Genomic DNA, 14,411 nt, shown 5'->3' on the forward strand with positions numbered 1-14,411 from the left:
AATGGGCAACACCTGGCTGGTAGTCGGGCTCGGGAATCCCGGGCCCGGCTACAGCCGCAACCGGCACAATATTGGCTACATGGTGGTTGAGGAACTTGCCTCCCGCCTCGGCGCCACCTTCAAGACCCACAAGGCGCGCGCCCTCGTGGCCGAGGCCCGCCTGGGCATTGGCGGCCCCAAGCTCATCCTGGCCAAACCGGGCACCTTCATGAACCTGGCTGGAGGCCCGACGGCGGCACTCGCCAAATTCTTCGACGTCCCGGCCGACCATGTGGTCGCCATCCATGACGAAATTGACATCCCTTTTGACACGGTCAAGTTAAAACTGGGCGGCAGCGAAGGCGGCCACAACGGCCTGCGGGACATGTCCCGGGCCCTGGGCACCAAGGACTACTACCGCGTCCGTGCCGGCGTGGGACGCCCGCCCGGCCGGTCGGATGCCGCCAGCCACGTGTTGAAGGATTTTTCCTCCACGGAAAACAAGGACCTGCCGTTCCTCATCGGCGCCGCAGCCGACGCTGCCGAGCAACTCATCACTGACGGACTGGTTTCCGCCCAGCAAAAATTCCACGGCGCCGGGGGCTGAGCGGCCCCAAATGCGGTGCCCGGGGAGGCGGATGGTGCTTCACGGATTGTTATCTTGCCCACAGACGACGAAATATCGCTGTTATAATCGGCTTTAGTCACAGACGTGCGGATATTGGGGTTCGCACGGGTCCCTCGTGGCAAAGGGGTTGTTTGGGCATGACAAGCGTGTGGGGAGACGTAGCACCTCAACGTAACAACGGGCGGGAGCTGCGGTCTCAGCGAAGGGCCATGGGTGCCGAGGAACGGCGCCGTTGGTCTTCCTTGGTGCGGCAGGACGCCGTCAACGCAGTCATGGGCCACCTTCACAACGCACATCTTCAAGGCGTGGCCGTCATCGGTCCCGCCGGGGTGGGGAAAACCACCTTGTCGCGCCGGGTTGAGGAACGGATCCTGGCAACCACGCACGTCATCCGCCTTTTTGGCAGCGGTTCGGACACCGACATACCCTACGGCGCATTCAATGTCCTGATGGCCAGGCTGAGTGACCGCCAGCTGGAGACGCCCGCGGCCGTCCTGCAACTGCTGGTGGACCTAATCAGGGACGATGCCAGGGGCCGGCCTGTGGTCATCTTCCTGGACGAATTGCCCGGCATTGACACGGCGAGCATGGGCGTCCTGATGCAGCTGGTGCTCAGCGGCACGGCCAAGCTGCTGGTCACGGTGCGCAGCACGGCCGAACTGCCGGAGGACCTGGTCTGGATGGTCAAGGACGGGCTCATGGCCACCGAGCGCATCGACGTCTTCTCACGGGCGGAGGTGCGCATCTTGCTGTCAAGGGCCCTCGACGGCGCCGTGGCCGAGTCGGTCGTGTCCACCTTTTACACCTCCAGCGCCGGCAATCCGCTGGTGCTCGAGGCCCTGGTGCATGAGCACTACACCAGCGGGACGCTGCGGCAGCACGGCGGCGTCTGGGTGCTGGTGGGGCCGCGGCGCACCACATCGGGCAACATTCTGCCGGAGCTGGTCAGGTCCAGGCTGGCCCGCCTGCCGGAACCGGTGCGCGTCGGGCTGGAAAAATTCGCGCTGCTGCGCAAGGTGCCGCTGTCGGTGGCACTGCGCGCACTGGGCCCAGAAACCGTGTCCGAGCTCGAGGAACGGGGATTCCTGTCCATCAGCCCGGGGCTGAACAGCACGGTCACGCTGGCCGAGCCGTACATCGGCGAAACCCTGCGGAACCAGCTCACCGCGGATGAAAAGGCCGTGCGGTTCCAGGAAATGTCCGGGGTGCTGGGGCTGGACCCGGCCTCCATGGACAAGCAGCAGCTGCTGACGTTCGCCGCCTGGGTCCACGACGCCGGCATGGTCCTGAAACCAAAGGCCGCGCTGGCCGCGGCCCGCGCTGCGGTGAACTATTTTGACCCGCAGCTTGCCTTGGCCTGTTGTGCCCACATTCCGCGCGGACACGCCCGCGAAGTCCAGGCGGCGCAGGTCCGCAGCCAGGCGTATGGGCTCCTGGCGAACTACGCCAAGGCCGTGGAGGCGCTCGACGGCGTTTCCCCGGACGTTCTGTCGGGCCTGACCTTGAAGGAGTACGCGGCCTGGGCCGCGGAGCTGTCAAGTTCGCTGCTCTGGGTGCCGGATGGTTATTCGCGAATTGAAGAGCTCCTGGCCGACCTCGCCTGGCGCATTGAACAGGCAGACCCTGGCGATGAGGTGACCGTCCGGGCAGGGAAGCTCCTGAAGTTGGCCCGCTTTGAGTTCCAGGTGCATCGCGGGGAGTTTTCGCAGGCCGGACCCGAGCTTTTGGCCGGCAGCAAGGACCCGAGTGACCGGCAATACCGGCTTAACTGCACCAGCATGCTGGCCATGGTCCTGGTCACAACTGGCCGCGAGCTTGACGCGGTGGCCCTTTCGAAGGCCGTCCGCGCGGAAACTGCCGAACACGATGTTGTGCTGCGCCGCGGGGACTGGCACTTGAAGGCCCTGATCCTGGCCTTGACATGGACAGGGCAGTGGAGGGCCTGCGAATCAATCATGAAGGATGCCGTTGAGCAGACTTCCCACCTGGCACAGTACCGGGGCGGAGTCATGGAACTGGCACTGGGGCTGGCTTACGTCTACGCCGGGCGGGGGGCACAGGCAGCGGACGTGCTGCTTGTGGCAGCAGCCCAACTGGAAATCCGCGACACCTACAACAGCCTGGAATTGGTCTACTCCGCCCTGGCATTTGCCTTTGCGCAAATTAATGACGTGACAAGTGCCCTCCGCTACCTGTCGAAGGCCGGCAACACCGCACCGCAAACCATGTGGGTGAACCGCTCCATGGCCGAGTTCTTCCAATTGATGGCCCTGCGCTGGCTGGATGACCCGCATGCCGCGGCGAAACTCGTCGCCAGCGCGGAAATCGACATTGCCAAGGGCCGCTTCACCTCCGCCTCCATCAGCCTTTTCGGGGCCACCACCAACGGCACCAACGAGCAGTACCGGCTGTTGGAGGAAACCTCGCTCAAGCGGCAGGGGCCCATGGCCGCAGTGAACGTGGCGCTGGCCCGGGCCCACCGGAGGGGAAGCGCCGCCCTGGCGCTGGAAGCCGCTGAAGGGGCGCACGCCCTGGAGCTGGCCGCCGTCGAATCCCGGTGTGCCGTGGTGGCCCTGGACCTGGCCCGGAACGCCGGCGAAGCACGCCTGTCCCGAGAGGCCCAGCGCCGCCTCGACGCGCTGGCGCAGCAGGTCCCGGTGCTGCCCATCATGCCCCACCACGCGGCGGTCCCGCTGACCGCGCGCGAACGGCAGGTCGCCGCGCTGGCGGTCAAGGGCATGGCCAACCGCGAAATTGCCTCCCGGATCGGCGTCTCCATCCGCACCGTCGAGGGCCACCTGTACCAGGTTTTTGCCAAGGTGGGCATCACGTCGCGTTCGGAACTTGAGCAGGGGATGGATTTGTGACGGGACCCGGCACACCGGCAGGCAAACCGCGGACACTGCTGAAACCGCCGTTCTGCCGGGAGAGCGAACTGGCCGACATCGTCTCGGCCATCCGCTCCGAGGGATGCCGAGCCGTCTTCGTCACCTCCGAAAACGGCTTTGGCGCGTCCACGATCCTGCGCGAGCTGGCCGCCGTCGCGCGCGAGCACGTTCCGGTGCTGTCACTCCGCGGCTCACACTCGCTGGCGAAGGTCCCGTTTGGCGTCATGGCGCCTTATTTTTCCACGGTCGACGGCGGCTCGGCGAGCATCCGCATGGCCGTGCTGCGGGCGGTGCTGGCAGAACTGCGCCGGAGGCAGGAAGGGCTGGCGCCAGCCGCCCAGGCCCGCCCGGAAGCAGGCCCGGACGCCGCCCCGGCCAGCCAAGGTCCAGCCCCCGCCAGCCAGGACCTGCCCCTCATCCTGGTCGACGACGCCCATGCCATGGACCCGGCCACGGCCGAGCTGATCGTCAGCCTGGTCCGCTCCGGGACGGTGAACCTGGTGGCGACCCATTGGAGCCACCACAGGCTGCCGGATCCGCTGCCCAAACTATGGACCGCGGGGATGGCGGAGAACATTGTGCTGGGCCCGCTGGACCAGGAACAGGCGCACGCTTTCTGTGAGGCCATGCTGGGCGGGCGGGTGCTGCGGGCCACGGGCTGGCACTTTTGGTCGTTGTCCGGGGGCAACCCGCTCTTCCTGCGCCTGCTGGTGACACAGGCCGTGGAGCTCGGTTCGCTGGCCAGGCGCAGCGGCAGCTGGTCGGTTGACCCGAATGCGCCCATCCACAGCCCCGACCTGGAGGAGGCGGTGCGCCGCGAGCTCCGTGGCATTTCCAAGACGGCCTCGGAGGCCCTGAACCTGATAGCACTTTCCGAGCCGGTGGAGGATGCCGCCATTGAGGAGCTGGTGGGCCCCGCCGCGGTCCGGGAACTGCTGGACTGGCACCTGGTCCAGTACGGCGCCCCGCCCTCCCGCCTGCTGGGACTGGCCAACCCCATCTACGGCGAAGCGGTGCGGGACATGGTGCCCATGACGCAAAGCCGGCGGCTCCACGAACAGCTGATCGGCCGCCTGGACGACGATCCCGTCAACACCGAGGCAATGCTGCGCCGCGTGGTGTGGGCCCTGGAGATCGGCATTGAGGTCCCCGACGACAGGCTGCTGGCGGCCGCCGTGCTGGCCAGCAAGATCTACCAGTCCACCACGGCGCTGGAACTGGCGAACCAGATCCGCGGCCGGGACCACCGGCTCCGCGCCACCGTGGTGAGGGCGCGGGCGCACTACAACATGGGTGACTACCAGGGCGCCCTGGCCCTGATGGAATCGACGGTCCAGGAGTCGCGGAACCACCAGGAACTGCTGTTCGGCAGCCTGTTGCGCGCCTCCACCCGGTCTGCCCTGGGCATGCCCGTCGATGCGCTGGCCGGGGATGCCGCCGTCCTGCGCAGCAAGGGTGAAGAACTGGCGCAGGCGAACCCAGCGGAGGCCGAGGCCATCAGGGGCCTCAGCGAGTCCGGGGCGCTGCTGATCGAACTCATGATGCTTTCGCGCCAGGGCCACTATTCGGCCATGGAGGCGCCCATGGCGGGGGTTGTGGAAAGCGAAGGGATGAGCGAGTCAGCCGTCCGCCTGAACCGTGCCATGGTCCTGACCATGGACTCGGAGCGCCTGACCGCCCAGGGCTTCCCCGAGCAGGGCATGGCGCGGGCCGCCGAGGCCTATGCCATTGAGCACGAGGAGGACAACGACGTCTTCTTCCTCCCCGAGACCATCCTGCTGCGCCACCTGGCCGCGGCCATGTGCTGCGGGGACTGGCAGGGGGCGGCAAAGGTGCTGGAGGAGTTTTCCCTGGAAGACGGCCCCGTGGTGTTCTCCTTCGGCGGCGGCGCCAACGTGGTCCGCGGCATGGCATTCCTGCGCGGGGGCAAGGTTGCCGACGGCCTGGACCTGCTCCTGGCCGGTGTGGATGCCCTCAGGCTCAGCGACCCGCAGCAGCTGCTGGGCCTCTGCACTGCCATGGCGGCCTACGCCGCGGCCAGGCTGGGGCGGTGGGAGCTGGCGGAACAACTGGCCGGTGCCTACGTGGAAGGGACCGGGATGTTCGTGGTGCTCTCGCACGAGCGCGCCTACCTGGCTGCCGCGCGGTACTTGTTGAGGCACGACGCCGGGACCCCCGTTGGGCTGGTGGCCCTCGCCGACGCGGCGCTCGCCGAGGGCTCCACCACCCTGGAACTGAACGCACTGGCCCTTGCCCTGGAACTCGGCGATGAAAGCGTGGTGCCCCGGCTGGAGCGGGTGGCGTCCGGCGTCGAGGGCCAGTGGGCACGGGCCCTGTGCGGGTACGCCCGCGCACTGGGGGCCAGGGACGGACAGCTCCTGGCCGCGGCAGGTGAGGCCCTGGCTGCTGCGGGCCTGTTCGGTTTTGCCGAGCGGGCCCTGGCGTTGTCGGTCCCGCTGCTGGCAGGGGCCGGAAACGAGGAGGACCTGCGCCGTGCCCGCGAGGGCCTGCGCAAGGTGGCGGAGCGGCTGGGAATGCCGGAATCCGGCCGTGTCCGGGGCACCACCCCAAAAACACCGGCGGCAACGGCGGGACATGCAGCGGCGGGACATGCGGCGGCGGCCACGGCGCGGCATACGGCGGGGCAGACGGCCGTGAAACCGGCGGGGCACGCCGGAGGGCCGGAGTCGACCAGGCTGACACGGCGCGAACGCGAGGTGGCCACCTTGGCTGTGGACGGACGCACCGACCGTGAAATCGCGGCGCAGCTGAACCTCTCCATCCGCACCGTGGAGGGCCACCTGTACAGGGTCTACGCGAAATTGGGCGTGGGCGGCCGCGAAGACCTGCCCGGGATCCCGCTGGAATAGCGGCCGCGCAGGGGATGATGCGGGGCGGAAAGCTGCCCGGGTACGGGTGTGGCGGCCGCTCCACTTGGTCAAAAACAAGTACACTTGCGCGTCGCCGCCGGGCTGAGTACTTGGAAGTCGAGTAGCGACCACTCGTGTCAACGCGGCCGCGGCTTCATAGTCTATTCATTGGGCATTCAAATGACTCTTGTTAGTGAATAGAAGGTCTCACCCGTGGCACACATGACTACTGCATTATTTGCAGGCACCAGAAGTCAAAGGGCTGTTCCTGGCAGCGAAGTCGAAGGTGCCACGGCTGCGCTGGGCCGCGACGCCGTGGTCAACTCGGTCCTTGAAGAGCTCCGCAACGAGGAGAGCAACGGCGTCATCCTGGTGGGGGATTACGGGGTGGGCAAAACGTTCATTGCCCGCGAGATCATTGAGCACATTGGCCCGGACGTCCTGGTGCTGTCCCTCCGGTGCACTTCCGTCACCGCCAGGATGGAGTTCGGGGCCCTGAACCCCATCATGGCCGATCTGGGGGAGATGCCGCCCGACAACCCCTTGGTGGTCCTGCGCAGCGTGACGCAGCTTCTCAAGGACCGTGCCAAGGGACGCAGGATTGTCCTCTTTGTGGACAACATCCACCAGGCCGACGAACGCTCCGCCATGGTCATCACGCAGCTGGCCGCCACGGGGGTGGTGTTTTTGCTGGCCGCCAGCGAGTCGCTTCCCGCGGCGCCTTCCGAGATCGTGGGCCTGTGGCGGGACGGGCTCATCAAACGGGTGGACGTGGATGCGTTTACCGAGGTGGAAACGGGGCAATGGCTGGAGGCGCTGCTGGGGGCGAAGGTCTCCAAATCGGCAGTCCGGGCGTTGTGGGCCGGGGGAGGGGGCAACCCCCGGTTCCTGGAAGTCATCATCCACGAACAGGTCACCGCGGGCACGCTGGTCAAGCGGGAGGGGATCTGGATTGTCACGGGTGCCCCCTTTGCCTGCGGCCCCGGCAGCATTGACACCGTCATGGCGGCCTTCCGGTCCGTTTCCGCGGGGGAGCGCACGGTGGCCGAATTGCTGGCGCTGTCCGGGGGGCTGCCGCTGAACCAACTGATGGCCCTGTGCGACGGCGAGCACGTCGATTCATTGCAGCAGCGCGGCTATCTGGTGGTGGACCACCACGAGTCAGCCACGGTCAGGCTCGCCAACCGGCTCATGGAACAGGTGCTTCGCGCGCAGGTGCCCACGGGGCACAGCCGCGAACTCCTGGGCATGGTCCAGCGATCCATGGACAGCGCATCGGGGCCGGGCGGCATGAGCTTCGACCTGGCCGCGTGGGCGATCGACTGCGGCATCCCGCTCGACGACGAAGCCGCCATTGCGGCGGCACATGACGCCACCACGGCCGGCTTTCCCGGCGAAGCACTGCGGATTGCCAAGACCGTCTCCCGCCGTCCGCGGCAGGCCGGCAGGGTGACCGAGACAGTCCGGGCGCTGGTGGCCCTGGGCGAATATGCCAAGGCACGCAGTGTGGCGTTTGACCCCGACCTTGAGCTTGGCCACCTGCCGCTCGCGGAATGGACGGAGCTGATGCTGCTGCGGTGCGGCCTCTCCCGCGGGCAGGAACATGCCGGCTTCGATCCCTTTGACATCCTGGAGCAGGTCCGGCAGCGGCTCGACGCCGAGGAAGCAGTGGCGGGTCCGGCCGGCGGGGATGTGCCCGGGAACGCTGGGGACGGGACCGTCCCCAGCCTCCTGGGGGAAGAGCTGGCCATGGCGACGGTGAAGCAGTTGATGCACGCCGGCCGCTACTATGAGGCCGCCCTGGAGCTTGAACGGCTGTACCGCAACGGCAGCAGCGGGATGCGCACCCGGGCCGCGCATTGGCTGGTGGGAGCCTGGATCCTCACCGGGCGGGTCACCGACGCCTTCAACGTTGCGGAGGAAATTGGACTCCGCGAGCTGCCTCCGGACATGTCCGGGGACATTCCCAGGATTTCAGACTCCGCACTGATGTTCGCCGTGGTGGTCTCGCTGACGGCCGAGGGTCCCACCCCGGGACTGTCCCGCGCGCCGGCCTGTACTTTCGTAGGGGCACGCTTCACCGCCTATGAGGAACTGGCGGAAGGACTCGTGGACGCCTGCTGCGGCAGGGCGGACAAGGCCTTGGAACACCTGGTGCCCGTGGCCAGCCAACTGGCCCAGCTGGGCGAGTCGGGGACCCATGCGCTGGCGTGCGCAGCCATCGCGTATGCCTATGCGCTGAAGGGGGACACCGACATTGCCTGGCTCCACTTGAACGAGGTGCCCGCCGCCCCCGCATCGTCGCGGCTCGTGGGGGTGGGGTGCAGGTACTTCGTGGAGCTGGCCACGGCCGAGCTGTCCTCGGCGGACAAGGCAATCGTGAGGCTGCTGGCCATGGCCGACCAGGAACGGCAATTCCGTACGGCCACCGTGGAGATGATGTTGTGCCACGCCGCCGTGCGGCTGGGCAGTGCCGTGAGTGCGCAACGGCTGGTGGCTGTTGCCAGCCGGGTGAAAGGCCCGCTCTCACGGATTTGTGAAGCATTTGGCAAGGGCCTCATGGCCAGGAATGTCACCACGCTGTTGGAGGCCGCAGGGGCGGCCGCCAACCAGGGGGATGACCTTTTGGCCCGTGATGTGGCCCGCGCGGCATTGCGGATCGCCAATGAAAACGCAGACAGGGAAGGCGGCCGGCTGGCCCAGCAGCTCATCCGTGAGGGTGTGCTCAGGCTGGGCCGTGTCCGGGTCACGAGCGAAGACGGCCAGGTGCTGACCGTCCGGGAACAGGAGATTGCCGCCGAGGCTGCCTCCGGGGAAAGCAACAAGGCAATCGCGGCCAAGATGCACATTTCGGTCCGGACCGTGGAGGGCCACCTGTACCAGGTCTATTCGAAACTGCGGGTCACGTCCCGCAACGAGCTGCGGGCGGCCCTGGAGTAGCCTGACGGGCTGCGCCGGCCGGGCCCTGGAGCAGCCGCACGATCTGCTCCACCGCCTCCCCAACCGTGATCCGGCTCGTGTCCAGGTGAAGGTCGGCATCCTGCGGATGGTCGTACGGCGAATCAATCCCGGTGAAGTCCCGGACCTCGCCGCGCCGGGCCATGGCATACAGGCCCTTCCGGTCCCTGGCCTCGCATACCGGCAGGGGCGTTGAAATATGCACCAGCACAAACCGGCCCACGCCCTCCGCCATGGCCCGCACCTGCCTGCGCGTTTCGTCAAAAGGGGCAATCGGGGCGCAAATGGCCAGCCCGCCCGCGGCCGCGACCAGCGACGCCACCCAGCCGATCCGGTGGATGTTGGCCTCCCGCTCGCCCCGGGAGAAGCCGAGCCCCGGCGAAAGGATCCTGCGCACGTCGTCGCCGTCGAGCAGTATGGGCGGTGACGGTGCGTGCCGTTGCAGCCGCTCCGCCAAGGCGCGGGCCACGGTTGACTTGCCCGAACCGGAAAGGCCGGTCAGGAACACCACGGTGCCGGCCGGTGCCGGGGTGCCGCCGTCGTGCCGGTTCCCGACGCCGGTCCGGGACCGGCCGGGCGTCGAACCGGCAACCGTGCAGTCCAGGGTGTGGTCCGCCCCCAGGTTGGCCAACACCTGTTTCCTCAGCACCCGGTCCTGAGGGGAAGGGCCCACCGGGTCCGCGGGCAGCACCAGCAGGCCTGTCCGGGCCCCGTCGATGTGGGCTGCCGCGGATTCGAGTTCGTGCAGCAGCGGTGCAACGGTGTACCGGCCGTGCGGCTGCGGTCCGCAGAGGGCGATGAGCCAGAGAACGGACTTGGCGCGCAATGCCGTGGACATGGCCTCGGCCAGCTGCCACGGCCGGGGCGTCTCGGAGAACACGGCAGCGACGGTCCCGGGACGGCCAGGTCCCATGGCGTGCAGGGGCCCGGTCACGCGCAGCCTGCGGGCCGGCGGGTGCTCGGCGCTGCGCAGGCCCGCCAGGCGGCCGGCCAGGTACAGGGAGCTGCCGTCGGCGGAGGCCTGCGAACCCTCCACGCCCAGGCGGGCCAGCGGTGTCCCGTCGGGGTCGCCCACCAGCAGCCAGCCCCGGGCAACGGCGTCGCGCCCCAGGTCCGGCGGGACGGCGAGGGTGAGCGGTGCGGGCCAGTGGCCGGGGACGGCGTGCGGCAGGCAGTAGCCGTCGGCCGGGGCCAGGAGCCCGCCGGTGAGCAGTTCCAGTTCATCGAGCCGTGCGCCGGAGAGGGCCAGCACGGCAGCGGGGGCCCCGGATTGTTCAGTCGCCATGGTGGGCAGTGCCCCCTTCCGCCGGGCCGGTGCCGACAGCGGCCGCCCGGCGTCGTCGGTTCTCCGTGGTGGCCAGGGCCGGCAGGCCGTGCCGGCGGCGCACCGCCATCCACGCCAGCGGGGCCGCAAGCAGCAGCAGTGCCAGCGCGATCGCCGTGGCCTGGTCGGGAAAATCAAGCATTTTCAGCCCGGAGGCCAGCAGCACAAACGCCAGGGCCCGCCTGATGATCCCGCCGGACAGCCTGCTGGAGAGCTGGGCCCCCAGGTACACGCCCGGGATGCTGCCCAACAGCAGGGGAACGGTCAGGGCCAGGTCCAGGTCCCCGAACAGGGTGTGCCCCAGGGCGGCCGCAGCCACGAGCGGGACGGCCTGAAGCAGGTCCGTCCCCACCAGCTGGCTGGCCTTCATGGCCGGGTACAGCGCCATCAGGCCGATGATGATGATGGATCCGGAACCCACGGAGGTCATGCCCACCACCACGCCGCCAAGCATGCCCAGCAACACGGTGGGCACCGGCCGGGGACGAAGGCGCGGGGGCGCGTCCGACGCCGGCGGGCCCGGGCGTGCCGCGGACCGTTGGACCAGCTTGAGGTAGGAACGGACGGCCAACAGCGTCGCGGAAAGCAGCAAGGCGCCGCCCAGGGCGTTGCGCACACCGTCCTGCACGGCGTCGCCCGGACCCATCCACTTCAGGATGAGGACGCCGCCAAACGCCGCCGGCACGGAACCCGCCGCCAGCCACTTGACCAGCTCCAGGTTCACCGTCCTGCGGCGCAGGTGCACCAGCGAGCCCACGGGTTTCATCACGGCACTGGCCACCAGGTCGCTGGACACGGCAGCCAGCGGGGGCACGCCAAAAACCAGCACCAGGGCCGGCGTCATCAATGCCCCGCCTCCCATGCCGGTCAGGCCGACGACGATCCCCACACCGAAGGCGGCGGCTCCCATCCAGATGTCCATATCCGGAGATTGTGCCAGCCCGGCCGGGCACCGGAAATGCGTAATTTTTGCCGCTCCCGAGTGGTGGGCACGAGGGGCCCGGGCCCCTGCCGGGGGCACCCACGCGGCAATCGGTGGACGGCGGGAGCGAAGCAAGTAGTCCCGCATGCCGTCCGCGTAGCAGCCGGGCTGAAGTCGAGTGAAGGCTACGCGTGTGCAGCGCGGCAGGCCGCAATAGCGTTGAGCCATAGCAACTTTTCGATACGAATCGTCGGGTCTCAGGGGGTCTTGGGAATGCTGTCTGGCAACTGGAACCACAATTGGCAGACGCCCCAATCCATCCCCTTCGCGGCCCTGATTCGCGATCCCCGCACCCGAGCCGTTCATCCCGGGAAATACCTCCCGGTGGATGGATTGCTCCCCAGGTCGGGGCCGGCGGCGGAAAAGCCTTCTGAGACCAAGGCTTTCCCCCAGCCGTCGCCGGTCCCCCGTTTCACCGTCTCAGATCCCAGGGGACTGCCTTGAGCCCCCTGGACGGCCCCGCTGATGCGGCTGCCCAGGAAAAAACCGGTCGGGCACAACACCCGGCCGGCCTCCGATCCACTGCCCGCGAGTCCGGGGCCCCCTGGGCCGCACGCTACCGGTACCTGCTGTGGGCCTCAGACATCATTGTGCTGGCCGCCGTCCTGCTGCTGGCGTCATTCCTGCGGTTTGGCGCCGCCGGCGGCCACATGGTCCTCGGCCCGCTGAAGGTCGACTACGTGCACCTGTCCTTCGCCGTGGCCGTCCTGTGGCTGGCGATCCTCAGTGCCTACCGCAGCCGCGATGCCCGCGTGGTGGGGATCGGGCTGGATGAGTACCGGCGGGTCACCTCGGCCACGGTGTCCGTGCTGGGCACCATGGCCATGCTGGCGCTCGCGTTTGAGCTCGAAGTGGCCCGGGGCTACATTGGCCTGGCGCTTCCGCTGGGCATTGCCGGGCTCCTTGTCTCTCGCTGGGGCCTGCGGCAGTGGCTGACCCGGCAACGGCAGTTTGGCCACTTCCTCTCCCGCGTCATTGTCCTGGGCCGCCGCGGTGACGTGGAATATGTGATCGGGCAAATCCAGAAAAAGTCCGGGGCCGCCTACGAGGTCATCGGGGCCGCCCTGCCGGAGGGGAACCGAAAAAAATTCCTGGAGGTGGGCGGCCAGGGCATACCTGTCGTGGCCTCGATCCTGACCGCGGTCAAGGCCGTGGAGCGGCTCAACGCTGACGCCGTGATTGTGGCCGGGCCCGTGAACCGGGGCAGCAAGTTCCTCCAAAGGCTGGGCTGGGACCTGGAAGGATCCGCCACCGAGCTGGTCCTGGCCACGGGGCTGACCAGCGTGGCCGGCCCGCGGATCCATGCGCGCCCGGTGGAGGGCCTGCCGCTGATGCATGTGGAACTTCCCCAGTACACGGGACCCAAGCATGTACTCAAGCGCCTCCTGGACGTGGTGCTTTCCGCCGCTGCGCTGGTGGCGCTCCTGCCCCTTTTTGCCGTGTTGGCCATCCTGATCCGCCACGACAGCCCCGGCAGCGTGTTTTTCCGGCAGGAACGCATTGGGCGCACCGGCGGGAAATTCATCATCTACAAGTTCAGGTCGATGGTCCCGACGGCCGAGGCCGACCTGGCCGGGCTGCTGGCGGGCAATGAAGCTTCCGGCCCCATGTTCAAACTGCGCGACGATCCCCGGGTCACCCGGGTGGGCCGGTGGATGCGCAAATACTCCCTGGACGAGCTGCCGCAATTATGGAATGTGCTGATGGGGGACATGAGCCTTGTTGGCCCCCGCCCGGCCCTGGCCCGCGAGGTTGACACCTACGAGGCCACCGTGCGGCGCAAGCTCTACATCAAGCCGGGACTGACCGGCATGTGGCAGGTCAACGGCCGCTCTGAACTCAACTGGAAGGACAGCGTCCGGCTGGACCTTTACTACGTTGAAAACTGGTCATTGGCCGGGGACCTGCTGATCCTCCTCCGCACGGCCAGGATGCTCGTGAATCCGAAGGGGGCGTACTAATGGCTGTCCACCAGCTGGTGAAGGACCCTGGCACACGGGTCCCGGTGACGCTGCGCACCTGCCAGGACCAGGCGCTTGCCGTCAGCCTGGCGCGCGACGCCGGCGAGCTGCTGGTGCAGCTGCAGGAGCACGCTGCCGCCAGCCACTTGTCCGGCCGGGCGCTGAAGGACAAGGGCGACGCGATGTCCCAGGAATTCCTGGACTCCGCGCTGCGGCGGGAGCGCCCGGGTGACGCCATCTTCTCCGAGGAAGCGGCGGACAGCCCGGAGCGGCTCTCGGCCGGCCGGGTCTGGATCATCGACCCGCTGGACGGGACCAGGGAGTTCTCCGAAGGGAGGCCGGACTGGGCCGTCCACGTGGCCTTGTGGGAAAGCGGACAGCTCGTGGCGGGCGCCGTGGCCGTGCCCGGCGAAGGCTGCATGATTGGCGACGGCCACCGTCAGCCCATTCATGGCGGCGGCCGCAGGGACCGCCTGCGCATCGCGGTCTCCCGCACCAGGCCGCCGGACTGTGCCGAACGGCTTGCCGAATATCTCGATGCCGAGCTGCTGCCCATGGGCTCGGCCGGGTACAAGGCCTGGCTGGTCACCACGGGTGAAGCGGACGCGTACGTCCACGCCGGCGGGCAGTACGAATGGGATTCGGCAGCGCCGGTGTTTGCCGCACGCGAGGCCGGCATGCACGCCAGCAGGATGAACGGCTCGGCGCTGCTGTACAACCAGGCGGTGCCGTACCTGCCGGACCTGCTGCTCTGCCACCAGGACGTTGCCGCCCTGATGCTGCATGCCCTTGCCTGGACGAACCACGACACCGACTAGTGA

Annotated in this window: 8 protein-coding genes; 6 read left to right on the forward strand and 2 right to left on the reverse strand. The window is 68.2% G+C overall.

Annotated elements, in window-relative coordinates; genetic code table 11:
* Nucleotide 1: 1 nt before the first annotated feature.
* The 4 genes from pth to MMF96_RS06090 all read left to right on the forward strand — a co-directional run bounded on the left by pth (nt 2) and on the right by MMF96_RS06090 (nt 9,305).
* On the forward strand, nt 2-586 hold the full coding sequence (gene pth / locus MMF96_RS06075) for an aminoacyl-tRNA hydrolase (RefSeq protein ID WP_256882909.1): 585 nt from the start codon (nt 2-4) through the stop codon (nt 584-586).
* A gap of 230 nt (nt 587-816) precedes the next feature.
* Nucleotides 817-3,474 (forward strand): LuxR family transcriptional regulator, encoded by a 2,658-nt coding sequence (locus MMF96_RS06080; RefSeq protein ID WP_256882910.1) that lies wholly within the window; start codon nt 817-819, stop codon nt 3,472-3,474.
* Nucleotides 3,471-6,365 (forward strand): LuxR C-terminal-related transcriptional regulator, encoded by a 2,895-nt coding sequence (locus MMF96_RS19760; protein WP_309145221.1) that lies wholly within the window; start codon nt 3,471-3,473, stop codon nt 6,363-6,365. The genes MMF96_RS06080 and MMF96_RS19760 overlap by 4 nt, the downstream gene beginning before the upstream one ends.
* Nucleotides 6,366-6,587: 222 nt before the next feature.
* Nucleotides 6,588-9,305 (forward strand): LuxR family transcriptional regulator, encoded by a 2,718-nt coding sequence (locus MMF96_RS06090; RefSeq protein ID WP_256882911.1) that lies wholly within the window; start codon nt 6,588-6,590, stop codon nt 9,303-9,305.
* Here MMF96_RS06090 and cysC read toward each other — a convergent pair.
* Both cysC and MMF96_RS06100 read right to left on the reverse strand, forming a co-directional pair.
* Nucleotides 9,268-10,608, reverse strand: coding sequence for an adenylyl-sulfate kinase (gene cysC / locus MMF96_RS06095; protein WP_256882912.1), 1,341 nt, complete (start codon nt 10,606-10,608; stop codon nt 9,268-9,270). The two genes, MMF96_RS06090 and cysC, sit on opposite strands and share 38 nt — an antisense overlap.
* A complete protein-coding gene (locus MMF96_RS06100; RefSeq protein ID WP_256882913.1) occupies nt 10,598-11,569 on the reverse strand; it encodes a sulfite exporter TauE/SafE family protein in 972 nt (323 codons plus the stop codon). Before MMF96_RS06100 ends, cysC begins: the two co-directional genes overlap by 11 nt.
* Nucleotides 11,570-12,069: 500 nt before the next feature.
* Here MMF96_RS06100 and MMF96_RS06105 point away from each other — a divergent pair, with 500 nt between their 5' ends.
* Nucleotides 12,070-13,590, forward strand: coding sequence for a sugar transferase (locus MMF96_RS06105; RefSeq protein ID WP_256882914.1), 1,521 nt, complete (start codon nt 12,070-12,072; stop codon nt 13,588-13,590).
* Nucleotides 13,590-14,408, forward strand: coding sequence for a 3'(2'),5'-bisphosphate nucleotidase CysQ (locus MMF96_RS06110; protein WP_256882915.1), 819 nt, complete (start codon nt 13,590-13,592; stop codon nt 14,406-14,408). Before MMF96_RS06105 ends, MMF96_RS06110 begins: the two co-directional genes overlap by 1 nt.
* The last annotated feature ends 3 nt before the right edge of the window (nt 14,409-14,411 follow it).

It is taken from the genome of Arthrobacter sp. STN4 (assembly GCF_024539665.1).
Lineage (GTDB): Bacteria > Actinomycetota > Actinomycetes > Actinomycetales > Micrococcaceae > Specibacter.